The following is an 18,444-nucleotide window of genomic DNA, read 5'->3' on the forward strand; positions in this document are numbered from 1 at the left end:
GCTCCTGCGGCAGGATCAGAACGGATCGCTGCCCGGCCGCACTTCCACGCCCAGCAGCGAGCACAGCGCCAGCATCGCCTCGTCGTCGCGGCTGAGCGCGATCCAGCCGGCGTAGCCGTCGCCACCGGTGTTCCAGTTCCACACCGTGTAGCCATGTTCGCGCAGGCGGTCGTGCGCGGTCGCCATCAGCATGGGCACGTCGATGTCCTGCGCGAAGTCCTCGTCGTCTAGGTCGCCGCCCCAGTCGATACCCAGGTTCCAGCGCGCGGCCAGTTCATCGAGCGCGGCCACGAACGAGTCGACGTCCTTCCAGTCCACATGGAAGCCCGCGCGCCAGTCGATGGCGTCTTTCAGGTCCCACAGCCACTGCTCGTCGCCAGCCTCGTCCTCGGCGCCGGCACGCGCTTCGCGCCAGGCATCGAACTGCTGCAGCGCCGCCTCCTCGTCGCCGGGATTGATCAGCCACAGCAGGTTCCACACCCGCGCCGGATGGTCGTCTTCATCGAAGGTCGGCAGCAGTTCGTCGGAATCCTCGTAATCGGCGCTGTTGTCGGGCATGGGGCTTCTCCGCGGCTTGATGGCGCGCATTCTGCCGCCGCGCACGCGGCAGCGGAAGCCGCAGCGGTTATCCTTGCGTCCCTGAAGCCGGCCACGGTGGCCGTCAACGAACACTCGACATGAGCGATACCCCTCCCGACCGCCTGGCGGTCAACCCCGGCAGCCCGTTCCACGACCCGGCCGCTCTCGAACGCGGCGTCGGCGTGCGCTTCAACGGCATCGAGCGCGATGACGTGGAGGAGTACTCGGTCGGCGAAGGCTGGATCCGCGTCCAGGCCGGCAAGGCCCGCGACCGCCGCGGCAACCCGATGACGCTGAAGATCAACGGTTCGGTCGAGCCGTATTTCCTCGAACTGAACAAATAAGGCCGGCGGCGCCCCGGGTGGGCGCCATCGCCGTGGCGGCGGCTCAATCCCGCTGACGGCTTTCCAGCAGGTCCAGGTTGCGGATCAGCTTGCGCGCTACCTCATCGGGGATCTGCCCGTGCCGGGTCAGGCGGAACAGTTCCTCGCGCTCGGCGGTGAGCCCGGCAGAGCGCAGGCTGCGGTAGGCCTGCTCCATGCGCCGCACCTTCTCCGGATCCTCGTCCGGCCCCTGGCCCTTCTCCAGGTTGCGCTGGTACAGCAGGCTGACCCGCGCCGCGGCATCGTTGTAGAGCTGCACGTTGGTGGTGGTCTGGCCATCCACCAGCTGCTGGCGCGTCTTCTCCACCGCCGCCAGCGCGGCCTTGGAGGACAGTTTGCGGGCCAGGTCCTCCACCCGCCGGCTGTCGTCGTCCTTGGGCAGTTCCAGCCCGCGCAGCAGCCGCGGCAGCAGCAGGCTGGCGCCGAGCAGCGACACCAGGATCACCGAGGCAGCCAGGAAGATCACCAGGTCGCGCGCCGGGAACGGCTCGCCGCCGGGCACCATCAGTGGCAGGGTCAGCACGCCGGCCAGGGTGATGGCGCCGCGCACGCCGGCCACCGACATCGCCAGCACCACCCGCCACGAAGTCTGGCTGGCACGCTCCTCGCCGCGCCAGCGCGCGCGCAGCAGGTTCCAGCGCAGCGACAGCCACACCCACGCCAGGCGCAGCACCACCAGCATCGCGTTGATCGCCAGCACGTAGATCGCCAGCCACCACCATTCGCGGTGGCCGGTGACCGAGATCGTGTCCGCCGCACGCTGGACGATGCCCGGCAGCTGCTCGCCCAGCAGCACGAACATGATGCCGTTGAAGCTGAACTGCACGGTGTTCCACACCGCCGCGCGCTGCACGCGCATGCTGCCGCTGATGCGGCCGGTCAGCTCGACATAGCTCATGGTGATGCCGGCGGCGACCGCGGCGAGGATGCCCGAAGCATTGAATTCTTCGGCCAGCAGGTAGGCGGCGAAGGGGATCAGCAGGTTGACCAGCAGCGCCGCGCCCGGCTCCTCGCCGAAGCTGCGCCACAGCCAGCGCTGGAAGGTGGACACCCCCAGGGTCACCGCCACGCCGATGGCCAGGCCGGCGAAAGCCACCCACAGGAAGGTCAGCGAGGCCTGCGCCAGCGAGAAACTGCCGGTCATCACCGCCGCCACCGCGAAGCGGAAGCAGACCAGGCCGGATGCATCGTTGAGCAGCGACTCGCCTTCCAGGATGTGCATCAGTCGCTTGGGAATCGGTACGCGCGAAGCGATGGCGCCTACCGCCACCGGGTCGGTGGGCGAGATGATCGCCGCCAGCGCGAACGCCACCGCCAGCGGCATGGCCGGGATCAGCCAATGGATCAGCAGGCCGGCGCCGACCACGGTAAACACCACCAGGCCGAACGCCAGTTCCAGGATCGCGCCCTTGTCGCGGAACAGGCCCTGCTTGGGGATGCGCCAGCCGTCGAGGAACAGCAGCGGCGGCAGGAACAGCAGGAAGAACATGTCCGGTTCCAGCGCATGGCCGCGCTTGAACACGCCGGATATCAACGCGCCCAGGCCGATCTGCACCAGCGGCAGCGGCAGGGAGAAGGGCAGGATCCTCACCAGGTAGCCGCTGGCGACTACCGCCACCAGCATCGCCAGAACGACTTCGATCGTGTGCATGCCTCTCCACGAAGTCACCACACTGGCGGCGACGGTTGAACCAACGTGGAAAAACTACCACAGCCCCGCACGGTCGCCGATGACGGCAGCACGCGTTTCGACAGGAACGCGCAGGCCGCGGGCGATGGCGCCGGCCCGCCTGCGGACGGCACGCCCGCCGGCAGTGCCGACGCGCGCCTCCCTGCCGCCCTACCCGGCGTCCGTCGGCCCGGCGCCGCGCGCGGCCGGCATGAGGCGTGCGATCTTTCAGGCCGCGCCGTCGAAACGATAGATGTCCATCGCCAGGAAGCCCATGTCGATGCCGGCATCGATGCGCTGCGCGCCGAGCCGGTCCGCACCGGCCGCCCCCATCGCGAAATACAGCGGCAGCAGGTGCTCGTCGGTGGGATGCGCCTGTGCGGCGAACGGCGCCTGCCGGCGGTAATCGAGCAGCGCCGGCACGTCGTCGGCGCGCAGCTTCTGCTCCACCCACTGGATGAAGGGGCGCACATACGGCGCCTCCGCGCCCTGCGGGTAGCTGCGCCAGTCGTGCAGGTTGTGGGTGATGCTGCCCGAGCCGACCAGCAGCACGCCTTCATCGCGCAGCGGCGCCAGCGCACGGCCCATCGCCAGCTGGTGCGCCGGCCCCAGCGACGGCTGGATCGACAGTTGCAGCACCGGGATGTCGGCCTGCGGGTAGAGGAAGCGCAGCGGCACCCAGGCGCCGTGGTCGAGCCCGCGCCGCGGGTCGATCACCGGCGCCAGGCCGGCCGCGGCCAGCCGCGCCGCCACGTCCTGCGCCAGCTCCGGCGCACCCGGGGCCGGGTACTGCAACTGGTACAGCGCGTCGGGGAAGCCACCGAAATCGTGGATGGTTTCAGGCCGCGCCGGCGCCGACACCATCGGCGCGCGGCCCAGCCAGTGCGCCGAGGCCATCACGATGGCGCGCGGCCGCGGCAGCGCCGCGGCCAGCTCGGCCAGGCGCGGCCCGACCGGGCCCGGCTCCAGCGCGGTCATCGGCGAGCCATGGGAGATATACAGGGACGGAAGGGATTGCATGGCAGTCTCCACGCGGAAGGATCGATGCCGCTCAGGTTATTGCCGCGGCGCGGGGCAACAAATAACCTCGGCCTCAACGTTTTATTGCGGGATCGGAAACAATGGACACCATCGATGCCATGCGGGTGTTCGTCGCGGTGGTCGAGCGCAACGGCTTCAGCGCCGCCGCCGAGGCACTGGACCTGTCCACCGCCGCGGTCACCCGGCAGATCGCCGCGCTGGAAAAGCGCCTGTCCGCGCGCCTGCTCAACCGCACCACGCGGCGGGTCAGCCCGACCAGCATCGGCGCCGCCTACTACCAGCGCTGCGTGCAGCTGCTGGCCGAGTTCGACGCGCTGGAGGCCTCGGTGGGCGCGCAGGCGCTGCAGCCCTCGGGCCGGCTGCGGATCAACGCGCCGGTCAGCTATGGCATCGCCCGGCTGGCGCCGCTGCTGCCCGGCTATGCCGAACGCCACCCGGACGTCGAACTGGATCTGTCGCTGTCCGACCGCCAGGTGGACATGGTCGAGGAAGGCTTCGACCTGGCGATCCGCATCACCCGCCAGCCTGCGCCTTCGCTGATCGCCCGCCGCCTGGCCGAGGCCGCGATCGTGCTGTGCGCGGCGCCGGGCTACCTGGCCCGGCACGGCGCGCCGGCGCAGCCGGACGATCTGGCGCACCACGCCTGCCTGGCCTACAGCTACTGGGCCGGCGGCGACAGCTGGCAACTACAGGGTCCGCAGGGCGAGGTCAGCGTGCCGGTCAGGGCGCGCATGCGCGCCAACAACGGCGAGGTGCTGCGCGAGGCCGCCATCGCCGGCATGGGCATCATCGCCCAGCCCGATTTCATCGTCGGCCCGGCGCTGGCCGATGGCCGGCTGGTGACGGTGCTGCCGGACTGGCGCCTGCCGCCGGTCGGCATCCATGCGGTCTATGCCAGCCGCAGCCACCTGGCGCCGAAAGTGCGCAGCTTCATCGACTACCTGGTCGGGCAACTCGGCGCGGACGCCACCGCCCCGTCCTCACCCTGAGTCGCGCGCCAGGGCCAGCAGCGCCAGCAGCTCGCGCAACGGCATCGGCCGGCCCAGCAGATAGCCCTGCACGTGGTCGCAGCCGTGCGCGACCAGCCAGTCGAGCTGGCCTTCGGTTTCCACGCCCTCGCCGATCACCACCAGCCCCATGCTGTGGCCCAGCGACAGCAGCGCGCGGCAGATCGCGGCGTTGCGCGGGTTGCGCTCGACGTCGGCGACGAAGGCGCGGTCGATCTTCAGCGAGTCCAGCGCCAGGTGCTGCAGGTAGGACATGCTGGAGAAACCGGTACCGAAGTCGTCCAGCGCCACCGCGATGCCGCTGGCGCTCAGGCTCTCCAGCACCTGCATCGCCTGCGCCGGGTTGCGCATCAGGCTGCTCTCGGTCAGTTCCATCTGCAGCGCGCCGGGCGGCAACCCCAGCGCCTCGGCGGCGCGGGTGAACTCGCCGACCAGGTCGCTGTTGAACAACTGCACCGCCGAGACGTTGACCGCGATCGGCAGCCCGGCCCAGCCGTTGTCGGCCAGCACGCGGCCGGCATGGGCGGCGGCGCGGATCACCCAGCGGCCGAGCGCGATGATCTGGCCGGTGTCCTCGCACAGCTGGATGAAGTCCGACGGCGGGATGAAGCTGCCGTCGGGCTGCGGCCAGCGCAGCAGCGCTTCCAGCGCGGCCGGCGAACCGTCGGCGGCATGGCGGATCGGCTGGAAATACAGCTCGAATTCGTCGCGTTCGATGGCCAGGTGGATGCGCCCGGCCAGCTGCAGCCGGTCGGCGTGGCGCTGCGCCAGCGCGTGGTCGAAACGCAGCACCACCACGCCGTTCTCGCGGGCGGCGTGGGCCGCCTGCGCCGCGCAGCCCAGCACCAGGTCGGCGCTCGCACCGTCGCCCGGGCTGTCCGCCACGCCGATGCGCGGTTCCAGCTGGTGGAACGAATCGCGGCCGCGCACCGGTTCGGACACCGCGTCGCGCAGCGCCTCAAGCGCCCGCTGCGGATCGTGTCCGCTGGCGACCGCCAGCACGAAATCCTCCGCCGGCTGGTAGGCCAGCAGGCCATAGCGCGCGCCCAGCGTGGCGAGCCGGGCGACCATCGCCTGCAGGACCTCGTCGCCGGCCTCGCGGCCCAGCGTGTCGGCGACCATCTGCAGCCCGCGCAGCTGCGCGTGGATGATGGTGTAGCCGGCCGCGCCCGCGTCCAGCCGTTCGGCCAGCGCTTCGATCGTCAACAGGCCGGTGCCGGGATGATGGCTGGCGCGCCAGGCCAGGTCACGCTCGTAGGCCAGCCGCTGGCTGACGTCCTCGGCGAGTACCAGGCAGGCCGGGCGACCATCGAATTCCAGCCGCGCAAGATGTCCCAGCACCTCGAACAGGCCGCCGTCGCGGCGCCGGTGCATGCGTACCCGCGGCACGGGCGGACCGCCGTCCCTGGACTCTTCCAGCGTGCGCTGGATTTCCTCCCATCCATCTTCCGGGCGTATGTCCAGGATGGTCATGGCGAGGAATTCCTCGCGGCTGTAGCCGTACTGGTCGATCGCGGCCTGGTTCACCTCCAGGAACTGCAGCGTGGCCAGGTCGAAGATCCAGAACGGCGCCGGATTGCGGTCGAACACGAGACGGAACTGGTGCTCGGCGCGCTGCACGCGCGCTTCGTTGCGCACCCGCTCGGTGATGTCGGTCACCGCGCCGGTCATGCGCGGATGCGGCCCCAGCCCAGACACGCGCTCGCCGCGCGCCGACAGCCAGCGCACCGAGCCGTCGCGCAGCACGAGGCGGAACAGCGCGTTCACCGCGCGCCCGGCCTCCGTCGCCTGCTGCACCTGCTGGCGCAGCCAGGGACGGTCTTCCTCGTGCACATGCGCATAGAAATCCTCCAGGCGGGCCTGCCGCGCCGGCAGCGCGAACATCCGCCGGGTCAGCGCCGACCAGCGCAGGGTTCCGCCCTTCCTGTCGATCGACCACGTACCCACCTTGCCGACCTGGTGGGCCAGCGCCAGCTCCGCCGCACCCGTGCGCAGCTCCTCGGCCAGCCGCGCCTGGCGCAGCGCGCCGCGGCGCATGCTGCCGTACAGGTAGACGAACCCGCACAGATACAGCAGGTAGATGCCGGTGGCGACATAGAAGTAGGTACGCCACGGCGCCATGACCTCGTCATAGGACAGGCCCGCGAACAGCACCAGCGGATAGTCGCGCGGCGCGCTCACCGCGACCACCCGGCGCACGCCATCCATCGGGCTGTCCGCCACGCCCAGCGCCTGCACCTGGTCCGACACCTGCGGCCGGTGCATCGGTCGCGGCAGCCGCCGCTCCACCGCCGACGGGTCCAGGCTGTGCGCCAGCAGTTCGCCATGGCGGCTGCTGATCGATACCACGCCGCTGCGGCCGGTATCCAGGCCGCTGACCACGCGCTGGAATACCGCCAGGCGCACGCGCGCCAGCAGCCATTGGCCCGGCTGCACCGGCACCGCGGTCAACACTACCCGGCCGCCGCCGGGGAGCGCTTCCATTCCGCCGACGTACAACTCGCCGGCCAGCACCCGGTTCGCCGGCACCGCCCATCGCGCAAGCGTCGGATCGCCAGCGCCCTCGGTCACCGGCATGCCGGCGTCATCGACCAGGGTGATCGCGGCCAGGTCGGTATTGCGTTCGAGCGTGCCGCGGATGCTGGCCTCCAGCAATGCCGGCGCCCGCTCCGGCACCTGCCGGTAATACTCGCGTCCGTCGCGGGCGGCGCCGCGCAGCGCGCGTTCCATCGTGGTCAGTTCCGCCCGCAGCAGCCGGTCGCTGCCGGTCGCCAGCGCCATGCTCTGGCGCTGCGCCGCCTGCAGGCGGCTGCCGCGATCGTTCCACAGCATGATCACCAGCGTCGCAGCCAGCAGCAGCGCGATCACGATCCCGAAAGCGGCGACCTGGCGCAGCGGTTGGCTCATGTCCCGGTGCATCGGCACCTTCCCTGCGTCAGCATTCGGTCTGCATGCATGGTCTCGTTCGTCGTCGTCCGCCGTGCCATCGGAAACCATGGGCCGCAGCCGCCTGCCGGGCTCGCGCAGGACGGCACATGCGCAACGCGGTTCCCGCCTTCCCCGGGAGCCGCCATCGATGTCCGCTTCACAGCATGCAGTACAAACGCCCTCGACGGGAAGACTTGCGCGCAGCCCAGGTTCCATCGCGGCATATCCCTGGCGCGGGAACAAGTGCCGGAATCGGGAGCGCGCGCCCCTGTGCACAGGACTAGACTGCCGGTTCCATCCCAGATTTCCGGAGCCGCCATGGCCCTGCAACGTTCGATCCTTGCACTCGCCCTTGGTGCCGCGCTGTCGCTGAGCGGCTGCGGCGGCGACAAGGTTCCCGCCGAAAACAGCGCCACCTCCACGCCCCCCGCCGCAACCGCCGCCAAGGCGCAGCTGGGCAGCTTCGGCTTCGACGTCTCCGGCATGGACCGCAACGTGGCCGCCGGCGACAACTTCTTCGACTTCGCCAACGGCCAGTGGGTGCAGCGCACCGAGATCCCGGCCGACCGCTCCAGTTTCGGCAGCTTCAACGTGATCCACGAGAAGACCCTGGCCGATACCCGCGCGATCATGGAGGAAGCCGGCAAGGCCGGCGACGGCGAGGCGCGCAAGATCGGCGACTACTACGCCGCGTTCATGGACGAGGCCGGCATCGAGGCGCGCGGTGCGGCGCCGGTGCAGCCGCAGCTGCAGGCCATCGCCGGCATCGCCGACCGGCAGGCGCTTGCCCGTGCGCTGGGCGCCAGCCTGCGCGCCGACGTGGACCTGCTCAACGCCACCAACTTCTACACGCCGCACCTGTTCGGCGTGTGGGTATCGGTGGACCTGCTGCAGCCGGACCGCAACGTGCCCTACCTGGTGCAGGGCGGCCTGGGCATGCCGGACCGCGACTTCTACCTGGAAGGCGGGCGCATGGCCGAACTGCGCAAGGCCTATGAAGGCCATGTCGCCCGGCTGCTGGAGCTGTCCGGCGACGCCGACGCCGCGGGCAAGGCCGCGCGCATCGTCGCGCTGGAGACCAAGATCGCCCGCGCGCACGCCACCCAGGAAGAAACCAACGACGTCGAGAAGGGCGCCAACGCCTGGAAGCAGGCCGATCTCGCTGCGCGGGCGCCGGGCATGGACTGGGCCGCGTTCCTCGATGCGGCCGGCCTGTCGGCGCAGCAGGACTTCATCGTCTGGCAGCCGAAGGCCGTGACCGGTCTGTCCAAGCTGGTCGCCAGCGAACCGCTGGAGGTCTGGAAGGACTATCTCGCCTTCCACGCGCTGGACGAAGCCGCGCCCTACCTGCCCAAGGCCTTCGCCGACGCGCATTTCGCCTTCCACGGCACCGCGATGAGCGGCACCCCGCAGCAGAGCGAGCGCTGGAAGCGCGCCGTCGGCGAGACCAACAACGCCATCGGCGAGGCGGTTGGCAAGATCTACGTCGAGCGCCACTTCGACGCCACCACCAAGGCCCGCGCCGACGAGATGGCGAAGAACATCATCGCCGCCTTCGCCAAGCGCATCGACGCGCTGGAATGGATGTCGCCGGAGACCAAGGCGCACGCCAAGGCCAAGGTCGCCGGGCTCAAGGTCGACATGGGCTACCCGGGCAAGTGGCGCGATTACAGCGCACTGGAAGTGAAGCGCGACGACGCGCTGGGCAACGCGCAGCGCGCTTCGCTGTTCGAGTACCGGCGCAACGTCGCCAAGCTCGGCCAGCCGGTGGACCACAGCGAGTGGGCGATGCTGCCGCAGACCATCAACGCGATGAACGTGCCGCTGGAAAACCGCCTGGTGTTCCCGGCCGCGATCCTGCAGGCGCCGTTCTTCGATGGCGCGGCCGACGACGCGGTCAACTACGGCGCCATCGGCGCGGTGATCGGCCATGAGATCAGCCACGGCTTCGACAACGCCGGCGCGCTGTTCGACGAGACCGGCAAGCTGCACAACTGGTGGACGGCCCAGGACCTGAAGCAGTTCAACGCCGCCGGCGACGCGCTGGCCGCGCAGTTCAGCAGCTACGAGCCGTTCCCCGGCGTGCACGTCAACGGCCGCCTGACCCTGGGCGAGAACATCGCCGACGTGGCCGGGCTGGCGACCGCGCACGATGCCTACCTGATGTCGCAGCAGGGCAAGCCGGCGCAGGAACTGGAGGGCTTCACCCCGGACCAGCGCTTCTTCCTCGGCTTCGCCCAGGCCTGGCGCAGCAAGATGCGCGAGCAGGCCCTGCGCAATTCGCTGCTGACCAACGTGCACGCGCCTGGCCAGTTCCGCACCCTGACCGTGCGCAACCTCGATGCGTGGTATCCGGCCTTCGAGGTCAAGGAAGGGCAGAAGCTCTACCTGGCCCCGGACAAGCGGGTCAAGGTCTGGTAACGATCCGCCTGCCGGCGGATGGAAAACGGGCGCTGCGGCGCCCGTTTTCTTTTAAGCGCCGGGCACCGCGTTCCGTAGTGCCCGGCGATGCCCCCGCACGATGTCCGCGGCGCCGTCCGACACCTCCCCAGGATGTCCGTAGCGCCGGGCAGCGCCCGGCGGGGGCTTGATCGGCAAGGCTCCAGCGGGGCGTTGCCCCGCTCTACAAGGCTGCACGATATCCGTGGTGTCGTCCGACACCTCCCCACGATGTCTGTAGCGCCGGGCAGCGCCCGGCAGAGGCTTGATCGGCAAGGCTCCAGCGGGGCGTTGCCCCGCTCTACAAGGCCGCACGATTTCCGCAGCGCCTTCTGACGCCTCACCACGATGTCTGTAGCGCCAGGCAGCGCCCGGTGGGGGCTTGATCGGCAGGCTCCAGCGGGGCGTTGCCCCGCTCTACAGGACGGCGGGGCGCCTGCGCGCGCATGCGCCGGCGATGCTCCGGCCGCGTGCCGCTCGCGTGTCCTTTGGGTCATATCCCTGCATCGTGTGCGGATGCAGCATGTGGCCGCGTTTTAGATTTCGCTTTCCGGGGCTTGCGTGATGACGCGGCGCAAAAAACCAGCGCGGCGGCGAAGGTCAGCCCTCGCCCGGCCGCCCGGTTTTCGCATCGCCCCTATTGCCACGCCGCATGAAAGTGCTAGAACTGGAAGCGCCAGATCGTTCCACGCCACATCCGTCGCTCGTTCCAGCCAGTTTCTGCAAGGAGCTCCACATGATCGCGTTGTTCAAGGGTTTGGGTTTGTTGCTGCAAGACAATGAGCTGTACGGCAGTCCGTTCGAGAAGCAGGTCGAGCACTGGAAGAACCTGAGCGACGAGCAGATCCGCGACGAGGTTTCGATACTGGCCAAGGCCAAGTGCCAGTGGCTGATGGCGTCCATCGTGCTCTGGCAGGCGTCCTCGCTGCTGATCCTGGGGCTGATCACCAATTACCTTTGGCGCGACGATTTCCACATCACCTTCACCCGCGTGGTCATCGTGTTCGGCTCGTGGGTGTCGATCCTGTTCGTGATCTGGTTCATGGCCAACATGTTCGACCACACGGCCGGCTTCGAGCGCTGGATGAAGGCCTTCAACAGCCGCGCCCGCATCAGTTCCGACGCCGACAGCGTGGAGACCGTGGCCGATGCGCTGGAAATGGCCCGGCACTACCCGGAAGTGCTGGACTACAAGCAGGCGGTGGCCGCCCGGCGCGAGCTGCGCCACGAGGACATCCGCATCATGCGCGAACTGGGCCGCATGCGGCAGCACTCGGAACTGGTCGGCAAGCTCAACCACATCGGCGACGATGGGCTGCGCCTGCAGCCGGCGTTCTGAGCTTTCCGCTCCAGAGCTTTTCCCGCAACGCCGCGCTCAGTCGCGGCGTTGCGCTTTGCGGGCCTGCACCTGCTGGCCGAAGCCGGCCGGCAGCCCCTGTACGTCGCGCACGCTGCCGACCACCACGCTGAAATCGTCCAGCGCCTGGCGCTGGCACAGCTCGCCGGCGCCCTCGTCCCGGCAGTGTTCCCGGTACAGCCGGTAGAAGCAGTTGCCGCTCTCGCTCTGCAGGCACTGGAAGCGGGCATGGTCGCCGGACACCGTGGTGCGGCTGAGCACGGCCGCCTCGCCGCTGACGCGCACGATCGACGTCTGCCCCGGCGGTTCGCGGTAGCCCAGCATCGCCAGCAGGCTGCCGAGCAGGAAAGTCAGGTACTGCATGGCACTTCTCCTTGTACGGCCGCAGGCAGGGAGTCACATGCCGCGGAACAGGCTCATGAACGGTTGGCTGACCACCAGCGTCTCGCTGCGGTCCTTCAGCCGCAGCACGCCGCGCCCGCTGTCGTCGCGGCTCACCGCCGCCACCGCCTTCATGTTGACGATGGTGGAGCGGTGCACCTGGCGGAAGCACTGCGGGTCCAGCGCCTGCGCCAGTTCGCGCAGCGAGCTGCGCAGCAGCAGTTCCTCGCCGGCGGTGACCACCGCGGTGTATTTGCTGTCGGCGCGGAAATACAGCACGTCCTCCAGCATCACCAGCCGGGTCTCGCGGCCGTTGCTGGCGGTGATCCAGGCCAGCGGCGGCGCGTCGCTCTTCCCGGCCGGCCGCCGCGCCAGCTGTTCCAGCAGCTGGTCCAGCAGGCGCCGGTCCGGCGTGCCGGACTGCAGCCGCGCGAGCAGGCGCTGGCGGGTGGCCAGCAGGCGCTCGTCGGCCACCGGCTTGAGCAGGTAGTCGACCGCGCCGCGCTCGAAGGCGTCGATGGCGTATTGGTCGTAGGCGGTGATGAACACCACCTGGGTCTGCGGGCTGAGGGTTTCCAGCGCCCGCGCCACGTCGATGCCGGTGACGCCGGGCATGCGGATGTCGAGGAAGGCCAGGTCCGGCTTCAAGGTTTCCAGCGTTTCCAGCGCGGCGGCGCCGTCCTCGCACTCGGCGACGATGCGCAGCTCCGGCCACAGCCGCTGCAGCTGCGCGGCCAACGCCTGGCGCAGCAGCGGTTCGTCCTCGGCGATCAGGGCATCAAGATGCATGGGGCAGCTCCGGCAGCCGCGGAACGACCGGCGGCACGGTGTTCGCGCGCGGCAGCGTCAGCGTCGCGGCGGCGCCGCTGGGGAAGTTGGAGACCAGGGCGAAGGCCGCCTCCGGCCCGCAGGTCAGGCGCAGGCGCTCGCGCAGGTTCTTCAGGCCGATGCCGGTACCGCTGCTGGTGCCACCGAAGCCCTGCCCGTCGTCGGCCACGGTGAGGTTGACCAGGCCATCGGATTCGCGCGCCAGCAACCAGATCGTGCCGCCGCCGGGCTTGGGTTCCAGCCCATGCTTGATCGCGTTCTCGACCAAGGTCTGCAGCGCCATCGACGGCAGCGCGACATCGTGCAGGGATTCGGGCACGTCGATCTGCAGCGCCAGCCGGGCGCCCATGCGGATGCGCAGGATCTCAAGATAGGCCTGTACCCGCTCCAGTTCCTGCCCCAGCGTGGATACCGACTGGTCGATGCCCGGCAGCGAACTGCGCAGGTACTGGATCAGGTGGCCGAGCATGCGGTCGGCGCGTTCGGGATCGGTGCGGGTCAGCACCTGCGCGTTGGCCAGCGTGTTGTAGAGGAAATGCGGCTCGACCTGCGCGTGCAGCAGGTTCAGCCGCGCCACGCTCAGTTCCTTCTCGGCCTCGGTGCGCGCGGCCGATTCGCGCTCGTCGCGGCGCTGCTCGGCCACGCGCCGGCTCAGCGCGCGGCTGACCGCTTCGGCGTTCTCGTGGTTGCTGCCCTCGTCGGCCATCAGCAGGTCGACCCAGGCGCCGGCCTCCGGTTCGAACAACAGGGTCACGCTGCTGGTGCCCTGACCCGGCGTCACCGTCGCCGACACCTGGTTGCGCTTGACCGTCAGCCACGAACGCGGATTCCAGCGCGATGGCGGGCTCATGTTGTAGGGGTCGACGCGGCCCAGCTTGGCGCGCAGCTGCAGGCTGCCGGGCGAGCTCTCCACGTCGGTGACCCGCGGCAACCCGGTGATCACCGACTCCACCAGCGCGAACGCCTGCCCGGCATCCAGCGGCAGTTCGATCTGGCGCCGCTGGCGGCTGGCCAGGCTGTCGTGGTCCAGGCGGCCGGCCACCAGCTTGACCCGATGCAGGTGGCTGGCGGTATTGACCGCGGCCATCACCAGCGAGCCGATCACCAGCAATGCGAACACCGTGCCCGGATCGCCGAACACATGCGCCCATACGATGCCCAGCGCGACCAGCGCCAGCACCCAGGCAATCAGGATGCGGAGGCAGAACCACAGGCTGGCGATCATCGAATCTTCCCCCGCTGGACAGTGGCGCCGAGCATAGGCGCTGGGTGGCCGCACACAAGCGGTATGCGACGAAGACGGGAATCGGGGGGACGAACGACAGCAACGCCGGCCGGAAACGCGGACGCCGCCCGATGCGGGCGGCGTCCGCGAAGCGGCAGCGCCCCTCCCGGCGGGAGGAGAGCTGCCGGCAGTGCGCTCAGCGGCGCTCGTCGGCGCTGGCGTCGCGCGCCGCGCGGAACGGCTCGTCGGCGCTCCAGTTCGGCCAGGCGCGGGAGTTGGCCAGCTGCTCGCCCAGCGTGTAGACCACTTCCAGGTCGCGCGCGGCACCGGCGAAGGTCCAGTCCGGCTGCCATTCGTCGCCCTGCTGGTGATAGCGCTTGGCGGTGTAGTCGTCCGAGGCCTTCTTGCCAGCCGCCACGCCGCCGTCGATCCAGTCCTGGCCGGCCGAGTACGACAGCGCCGGCACCCCGCGCTTGGCGAACGGGAAATGATCGGAGCGGAAGAACAGGCCCGCCTCCGGCTTCGGGTCCGGCGTGTAGCGGATGTCCCAGCCCTTGGCCACGTCCTTGAGCTGGTCCAGCAGCTCGAAACGCGCCGAGCCGTAGATGCCGAAATCGCGCGACGGGCCGAACGGCGCCATGCCGTCCATGTTGATCAGCGCCACGGTCTTGCCCAGCGGGTAAAGCGGATGGCTGGCGTAGTACTCCGAACCCAGCAGGCCCTTCTCCTCGGCGGTGACCGCCAGGAACACCACCGAACGCTGCGGGCGCGGTGCCTTGGCGAAGCCGCGGGCCAGTTCCAGCAGCGAGGCGGTGCCGCTGGCGTTGTCCAGCGCGCCGTTGAAGATGCGGTCGCCGCGCGCATCCGGCTCGCCGACGCCGATGTGGTCCCAGTGCGCGGAATAGAGCACGGTCTCGTCCGGATGGCTGCTGCCCTCCAGGCGTGCAATCACATTATGCGAGGTGATGACCTCGGTCTTGACCGCGTAGTCGGCCGAGAACGTCTCGCCCTTCAGTTCCACCGGGCGGAAACCGCGCGACTGCGCCTGCTTCTTCAACGCCTCGAAGTCCAGCCCGGCACGCTTGAACAGGTCCACCGCCAGATCACGCTGGATCCAGCCTTCCAGCGGCGGATGCGCCGCGGCCGGGTTGTCGCGGACCACGTCGAACATGGTGTTGGTGTTGGAACCGGCCACCGTCGCCCAGCCGTAGGAGGCCGGCGCGGTCTCATGGACGATCAGCACGCCGGCGGCGCCCTGGCGCGCGCCTTCCTCGTACTTGTAGGTCCAGCGGCCGTAATAGGTCATGCCCTTGCCGTCGAAATCGCCGACGCCGGTCTCGAAGTCCGGGTCGTTGATCAGCATCACCGCGATCTTGCCCTTCAGGTCCACGCCCTTGAAGTCGTCCCAGTCACGCTCCGGCGCCTTGACGCCGTAGCCGACGAACACCAGCGGCGCGTCCTTGATCGCCACCGCGCTGTCGCCGTTCATGGCCGCGCGCACCGCGATCTCCTGGCCCTGGGTCAGCGCCTGCGGCTTGCCCTTGCTGGACAGCGACAGCTGCGGCTTGCCGACGATGTCGCCCTTGAGCAGCGGTACCGCCTGGGTCCACAGGCGCTTGCCGCCCTGCAGGTCGCCGCCGGGCTGCAGTCCGGCGTCGGCGAACTGGCGGCTCAGGTAGGCGATGGTCTTCTCCTCGCCAGCGGTGGCCGGCGAACGGCCTTCGTAGGCGTCGGAGGCCAGTTCCTTCACGTCGGCGGAAATCCGCGCGCCATCGAATTTCGGCGGCGCGGCCATCAATGCGGTGGACACCGACATCGCCAGCAGGCTGATCACAATTCGCTTCACATCCATCTCCAAGGGTCGGACAACCGCTGGAGTGTAGCCAGCGCCGCGGCTGGACGGGCAGTGCCGGAGTGCACGGGCAGCGGCCCGCATCGGCAAAGTCGCCATTGCCGTCCGTGCTCCGGCTACATTTTCCCCGCGCGGGCCAACAGCGCGGCGCGCTCGCGGCCATTGCCGCTCAGGCCGGCGGCGCGCTCGAAGGCGGCGCGCGCTTCGCCGCGACGGCCCAGCTGCTCGAGCAGGTCGCCGCGCACCGCATGCAGCGGTGCGTAGCCGTCCAGCCGGCCGTCTTCCTGCAGGGCTTCCAGCAGCGGCCACGCGGCCTGCGCTCCCTGTGCGCGCGCCACCGCGACGGTGCGGTTCAGTTCGATCACCGGCGAGGGCATCACCGCCATCAGGCGCGCGTACAGCTGCGCGATGCGCGACCAGTCGGTCTGCGCGGCGCGGCGCGCCCGCGCGTGGCATTCGGCGATGGCCGCCTGCAGTACATAGGCATCGTCGTCGCCACCGAGGGCCAGCGCCTTCTCCAGCGCCAGCTGGCCGCGGCCGATCTGCAGCCAGTCCCAGCGGCTGCGATCCTGTTCCATCAGCAGCACCGCGCCGCCATCGGCGCCGGTACGCGCATTCATCCGCGAGGCCTGCAGTTCCATCAATGCCAGCAGCCCAAGCACCGGCGCCGACACGGGCATCAGCCCGGCCAGCACCCTGCCCAGGCGCAGCGCCTCCTCGCACAGCGCCGGGCGCATCCAGTCCTCGCCATTACTGGCCGCATAGCCTTCGTTGAAGACCAGGTAGACCACCTCCAGCACCGAGCGCAGCCGCGGCGGCAGCGCCTGCCGTCGCGGCACCTCGAACGCCACGCCGCGCTCGGCCAGGGTGCGCTTGGCGCGGACGATGCGCTGGGCGATGGTGGCCTCCGGCAGCAGGAACGCGCGCGCGATTTCGGCCGTGCTCAAGCCGCACAGCAGGCGCAGGGTCAGCGCCACGCGCGCGTCGGCCGGCAGCACCGGATGGCAGGCGACGAACAGCAGGCGCAGCAGGTCGTCGCCGATGTCGTCTTCCACTTCGCGCTCGTGGTCGCGCACGACGCTCCCCTGGTGGTCCGGCTCCTGCGCCATCGCCGCGTGCTTGCCGGCATGCAGGCGACGCTGGCGCAGCAGGTCGATCGCCCGGCGCTGGGCCGTGGTCGTCAGCCATGCGGCGGGGTTGTCCGGCACGCCATGCCGCGGCCAATGTTCCAGCGCGGCGACCAGCGCGTCCTGGGCCAGTTCCTCGGCGCTGTCCAGGTCGCCCAGCATCCGCGCCAGGCGCGCGATCAGGCGTGGCGACTCCATGCGCCACACCGTATCGAGCCTGCGCCGGATTTCGTGGGTTTCCATCAGCCCGCGATCACAGCATCGCGCCACCGCAGGCGCAAGCTTCCGCACCGCCATGCCCTCGCCCCGCCTGTGGCGACGGGCATCCTGTCCGTCACAGATCGACGAAGGCCTTGAACCCGCCCCAGAACATGCGCTTGCCGTCGAACGGCATGCTCCTGGCGTCCATGCCGGCCAGGCGTGGGTCGGCCATGGCCTTGGCGTTGACCCGGTCGCGGTGCGCGCGCGAGCGATAGATGATGTAGGCGAAGATCACCACTTCATCGGGCTTGAGCTTGACCGCCTGCGGGAACGAGGTGTGCTTGCCCGGCTTGACGTCATCGGCCACCGCTTCCAGGTAGGCCAGCGCGCCATGCTCCTTCCACACCTTGCCGCCCAGGCGGGCCATGCGCCGGTATTCGGCCAGCCGCCCCTGCGGCACCGGCAGTACGAAACCATCCACGTAGCTCATCGTTGTCTCCTCCACCCATGGAATGCGACGGATGCGGCCGCGCGGGTTCGCGGCCGTCCGCGGATCAACCGGGTTCGCCGTCCATGTGGGCGATCTCCCACAGGTGGCCGTCCAGGTCCTGGAAGCCGCGCTGGTACATGAAGCCGTAGTCGCGTGCCGGCATCGGCTCGCTCGCGCCGGCGGCGAGCGCCTTGTCCACCAGCTGATCCACCGCCGCGCAGCTGGTCGCCGACAGGCAGGTGATGACCTCGGTCTGCCGGCGCGCGTCGCACAGCGGCTGGCGGGTGAAGGTCTGGAAGAACGGCTCCACCAGCAGCATCACGTAGATGCTGTCGCTGACGACCATGCAGGCCGCGTCCTGGTTGGTGAACTGCGGGTTGAAGGTGTATCCGAGCGCGGCGAAGAACGCCTTGGATGCATCCAGGTCGCGCACCGGCAGGTTGACGAAGATCATCTGCGGCGTGGCCATGCTCACTGCCCCCCGTCCATCGGCTTCATGCAGTTGACCATCCATGGCTTGCCATAGCGATCTACCAGCATGCCCCAGCGTCTGGCCCAGAATGTTTCGGCCAGCGGCATCTGAACCTGGCCGCCGTCGGCCAGCGCGGCGAACACGCGCTCGGCCTCCTCGACGCTGTCCACGTCGACGTTGATGGTGGTCGCGCCCTGCCCGTCGGCGGACGGGCCGTCGGCCGCCATCAGGATCGCGCCGCCGGCTTCGACCTGGCAGTGTGCGACATGCTCCGGCTGCGGCATGAAGCCGCCGCAGCCTTCGGCATCCATGTCCGGGCTCGGCGGCATGTCGCCGTATTTCATTTCCGACACCACCTTGCCGCCCAGCGCCCTGGCATAGAAGGCCATCGCCTCGTGGGTGTTGCCGTTGAAGCCCAGGAAGGGAATCAGTTTCATCGTGCAGCTCCTGTCGTCGGGGTTTTGG

16 protein-coding genes are annotated in these 18,444 nt (G+C 69.7%); 4 read left to right on the forward strand and 12 right to left on the reverse strand.

Annotated elements, in window-relative coordinates; genetic code table 11:
- Positions 1-15 precede the first annotated feature (15 nt).
- On the reverse strand, positions 16-558 hold the full coding sequence (locus tag ABB22_RS04205; protein WP_055770603.1) for a DUF6630 family protein: 543 nt from the start codon (positions 556-558) through the stop codon (positions 16-18).
- Positions 559-677: 119 nt separating this feature from the next.
- On the opposite strand from ABB22_RS04205, the gene ABB22_RS04210 reads away from it, so the two are divergent.
- On the forward strand, positions 678-923 hold the full coding sequence (locus ABB22_RS04210; RefSeq protein ID WP_055770606.1) for a DUF3297 family protein: 246 nt from the start codon (positions 678-680) through the stop codon (positions 921-923).
- Positions 924-966: 43 nt separating this feature from the next.
- On the opposite strand, the gene ABB22_RS04215 is transcribed toward ABB22_RS04210, so the two are convergent.
- Positions 967-2,613 carry a Na+/H+ antiporter gene (locus tag ABB22_RS04215; protein ID WP_055770610.1) on the reverse strand — a complete coding sequence of 549 codons (1,647 nt, stop codon included), beginning with the start codon at positions 2,611-2,613 and terminating at the stop codon, positions 967-969.
- Positions 2,614-2,859: 246 nt separating this feature from the next.
- Entirely contained in the window at positions 2,860-3,651 is a 792-nt protein-coding gene (locus tag ABB22_RS04220; protein WP_055770613.1) for a DODA-type extradiol aromatic ring-opening family dioxygenase, read from the reverse strand.
- A 101-nt stretch (positions 3,652-3,752) separates the two neighbouring features.
- Between ABB22_RS04220 and ABB22_RS04225 the strand changes: the two genes are divergently transcribed.
- Positions 3,753-4,661: a LysR family transcriptional regulator gene (locus tag ABB22_RS04225; protein WP_055770616.1), complete on the forward strand. Its 909-nt coding sequence runs from the start codon at positions 3,753-3,755 to the stop codon at positions 4,659-4,661.
- Here the strand turns inward: ABB22_RS04225 and ABB22_RS04230 are convergent.
- Entirely contained in the window at positions 4,653-7,586 is a 2,934-nt protein-coding gene (locus ABB22_RS04230) for a bifunctional diguanylate cyclase/phosphodiesterase (RefSeq protein WP_235504325.1), read from the reverse strand. The two genes, ABB22_RS04225 and ABB22_RS04230, sit on opposite strands and share 9 nt — an antisense overlap.
- A 339-nt stretch (positions 7,587-7,925) precedes the next feature.
- Here ABB22_RS04230 and ABB22_RS04235 point away from each other — a divergent pair, with 339 nt between their 5' ends.
- Entirely contained in the window at positions 7,926-10,028 is a 2,103-nt protein-coding gene (locus ABB22_RS04235) for a M13 family metallopeptidase (protein ID WP_055770621.1), read from the forward strand.
- Between the two features lie 754 nt (positions 10,029-10,782).
- Positions 10,783-11,385, forward strand: a complete 603-nt coding sequence (locus ABB22_RS04240; RefSeq protein ID WP_055770624.1) for a hypothetical protein — start codon at positions 10,783-10,785, stop codon at positions 11,383-11,385.
- Between the two features lie 36 nt (positions 11,386-11,421).
- On the opposite strand, the gene ABB22_RS04245 is transcribed toward ABB22_RS04240, so the two are convergent.
- From ABB22_RS04245 to ABB22_RS04280, 8 genes are all read right to left on the reverse strand, one after another.
- Entirely contained in the window at positions 11,422-11,766 is a 345-nt protein-coding gene (locus ABB22_RS04245; protein WP_055770627.1) for a hypothetical protein, read from the reverse strand.
- Between the two features lie 33 nt (positions 11,767-11,799).
- Positions 11,800-12,573 carry a LytR/AlgR family response regulator transcription factor gene (locus ABB22_RS04250; RefSeq protein ID WP_055770630.1) on the reverse strand — a complete coding sequence of 258 codons (774 nt, stop codon included), beginning with the start codon at positions 12,571-12,573 and terminating at the stop codon, positions 11,800-11,802.
- Positions 12,563-13,837 carry a sensor histidine kinase gene (locus ABB22_RS04255; protein ID WP_055770633.1) on the reverse strand — a complete coding sequence of 425 codons (1,275 nt, stop codon included), beginning with the start codon at positions 13,835-13,837 and terminating at the stop codon, positions 12,563-12,565. The genes ABB22_RS04250 and ABB22_RS04255 overlap by 11 nt, the downstream gene beginning before the upstream one ends.
- A gap of 196 nt (positions 13,838-14,033) precedes the next feature.
- Positions 14,034-15,653: a M28 family metallopeptidase gene (locus tag ABB22_RS04260; RefSeq protein WP_425477781.1), complete on the reverse strand. Its 1,620-nt coding sequence runs from the start codon at positions 15,651-15,653 to the stop codon at positions 14,034-14,036.
- Positions 15,654-15,805: 152 nt separating this feature from the next.
- Positions 15,806-17,059 (reverse strand): RNA polymerase sigma factor, encoded by a 1,254-nt coding sequence (locus ABB22_RS04265; RefSeq protein WP_055770635.1) that lies wholly within the window; start codon positions 17,057-17,059, stop codon positions 15,806-15,808.
- Between the two features lie 91 nt (positions 17,060-17,150).
- Positions 17,151-17,507 carry a DUF1428 domain-containing protein gene (locus ABB22_RS04270; RefSeq protein WP_055770637.1) on the reverse strand — a complete coding sequence of 119 codons (357 nt, stop codon included), beginning with the start codon at positions 17,505-17,507 and terminating at the stop codon, positions 17,151-17,153.
- A gap of 64 nt (positions 17,508-17,571) precedes the next feature.
- Positions 17,572-17,982 carry a VOC family protein gene (locus ABB22_RS04275; protein ID WP_055770640.1) on the reverse strand — a complete coding sequence of 137 codons (411 nt, stop codon included), beginning with the start codon at positions 17,980-17,982 and terminating at the stop codon, positions 17,572-17,574.
- On the reverse strand, positions 17,979-18,416 hold the full coding sequence (locus ABB22_RS04280) for a VOC family protein (RefSeq protein WP_055770643.1): 438 nt from the start codon (positions 18,414-18,416) through the stop codon (positions 17,979-17,981). Before ABB22_RS04280 ends, ABB22_RS04275 begins: the two co-directional genes overlap by 4 nt.
- Positions 18,417-18,444 lie beyond the last annotated feature (28 nt).

The organism is Stenotrophomonas nitritireducens (assembly GCF_001431425.1).
Lineage (GTDB): Bacteria > Pseudomonadota > Gammaproteobacteria > Xanthomonadales > Xanthomonadaceae > Stenotrophomonas > Stenotrophomonas nitritireducens.

Bases quoted from the DNA above. Each gene is read 5' to 3' on its own strand.
- ABB22_RS04250 (WP_055770630.1), bottom strand. From the start codon at position 12,573: ATGCATCTTGATGCCCTGATCGCCGAGGACGAACCGCTGCTGCGCCAG.
- ABB22_RS04225 (WP_055770616.1), top strand. From the start codon at position 3,753: ATGGACACCATCGATGCCATGCGGGTGTTCGTCGCGGTGGTCGAGCGC.
- ABB22_RS04265 (WP_055770635.1), bottom strand. From the start codon at position 17,059: ATGGAAACCCACGAAATCCGGCGCAGGCTCGATACGGTGTGGCGCATG.
- ABB22_RS04230 (WP_235504325.1), bottom strand. From the start codon at position 7,586: ATGAGCCAACCGCTGCGCCAGGTCGCCGCTTTCGGGATCGTGATCGCG.
- ABB22_RS04260 (WP_425477781.1), bottom strand. From the start codon at position 15,653: ATGTCGGTGTCCACCGCATTGATGGCCGCGCCGCCGAAATTCGATGGC.
- ABB22_RS04280 (WP_055770643.1), bottom strand. From the start codon at position 18,416: ATGAAACTGATTCCCTTCCTGGGCTTCAACGGCAACACCCACGAGGCG.
- ABB22_RS04210 (WP_055770606.1), top strand. From the start codon at position 678: ATGAGCGATACCCCTCCCGACCGCCTGGCGGTCAACCCCGGCAGCCCG.
- ABB22_RS04245 (WP_055770627.1), bottom strand. From the start codon at position 11,766: ATGCAGTACCTGACTTTCCTGCTCGGCAGCCTGCTGGCGATGCTGGGC.
- ABB22_RS04235 (WP_055770621.1), top strand. From the start codon at position 7,926: ATGGCCCTGCAACGTTCGATCCTTGCACTCGCCCTTGGTGCCGCGCTG.
- ABB22_RS04240 (WP_055770624.1), top strand. From the start codon at position 10,783: ATGATCGCGTTGTTCAAGGGTTTGGGTTTGTTGCTGCAAGACAATGAG.
- ABB22_RS04205 (WP_055770603.1), bottom strand. From the start codon at position 558: ATGCCCGACAACAGCGCCGATTACGAGGATTCCGACGAACTGCTGCCG.
- ABB22_RS04215 (WP_055770610.1), bottom strand. From the start codon at position 2,613: ATGCACACGATCGAAGTCGTTCTGGCGATGCTGGTGGCGGTAGTCGCC.
- ABB22_RS04220 (WP_055770613.1), bottom strand. From the start codon at position 3,651: ATGCAATCCCTTCCGTCCCTGTATATCTCCCATGGCTCGCCGATGACC.
- ABB22_RS04255 (WP_055770633.1), bottom strand. From the start codon at position 13,837: ATGATCGCCAGCCTGTGGTTCTGCCTCCGCATCCTGATTGCCTGGGTG.
- ABB22_RS04270 (WP_055770637.1), bottom strand. From the start codon at position 17,507: ATGAGCTACGTGGATGGTTTCGTACTGCCGGTGCCGCAGGGGCGGCTG.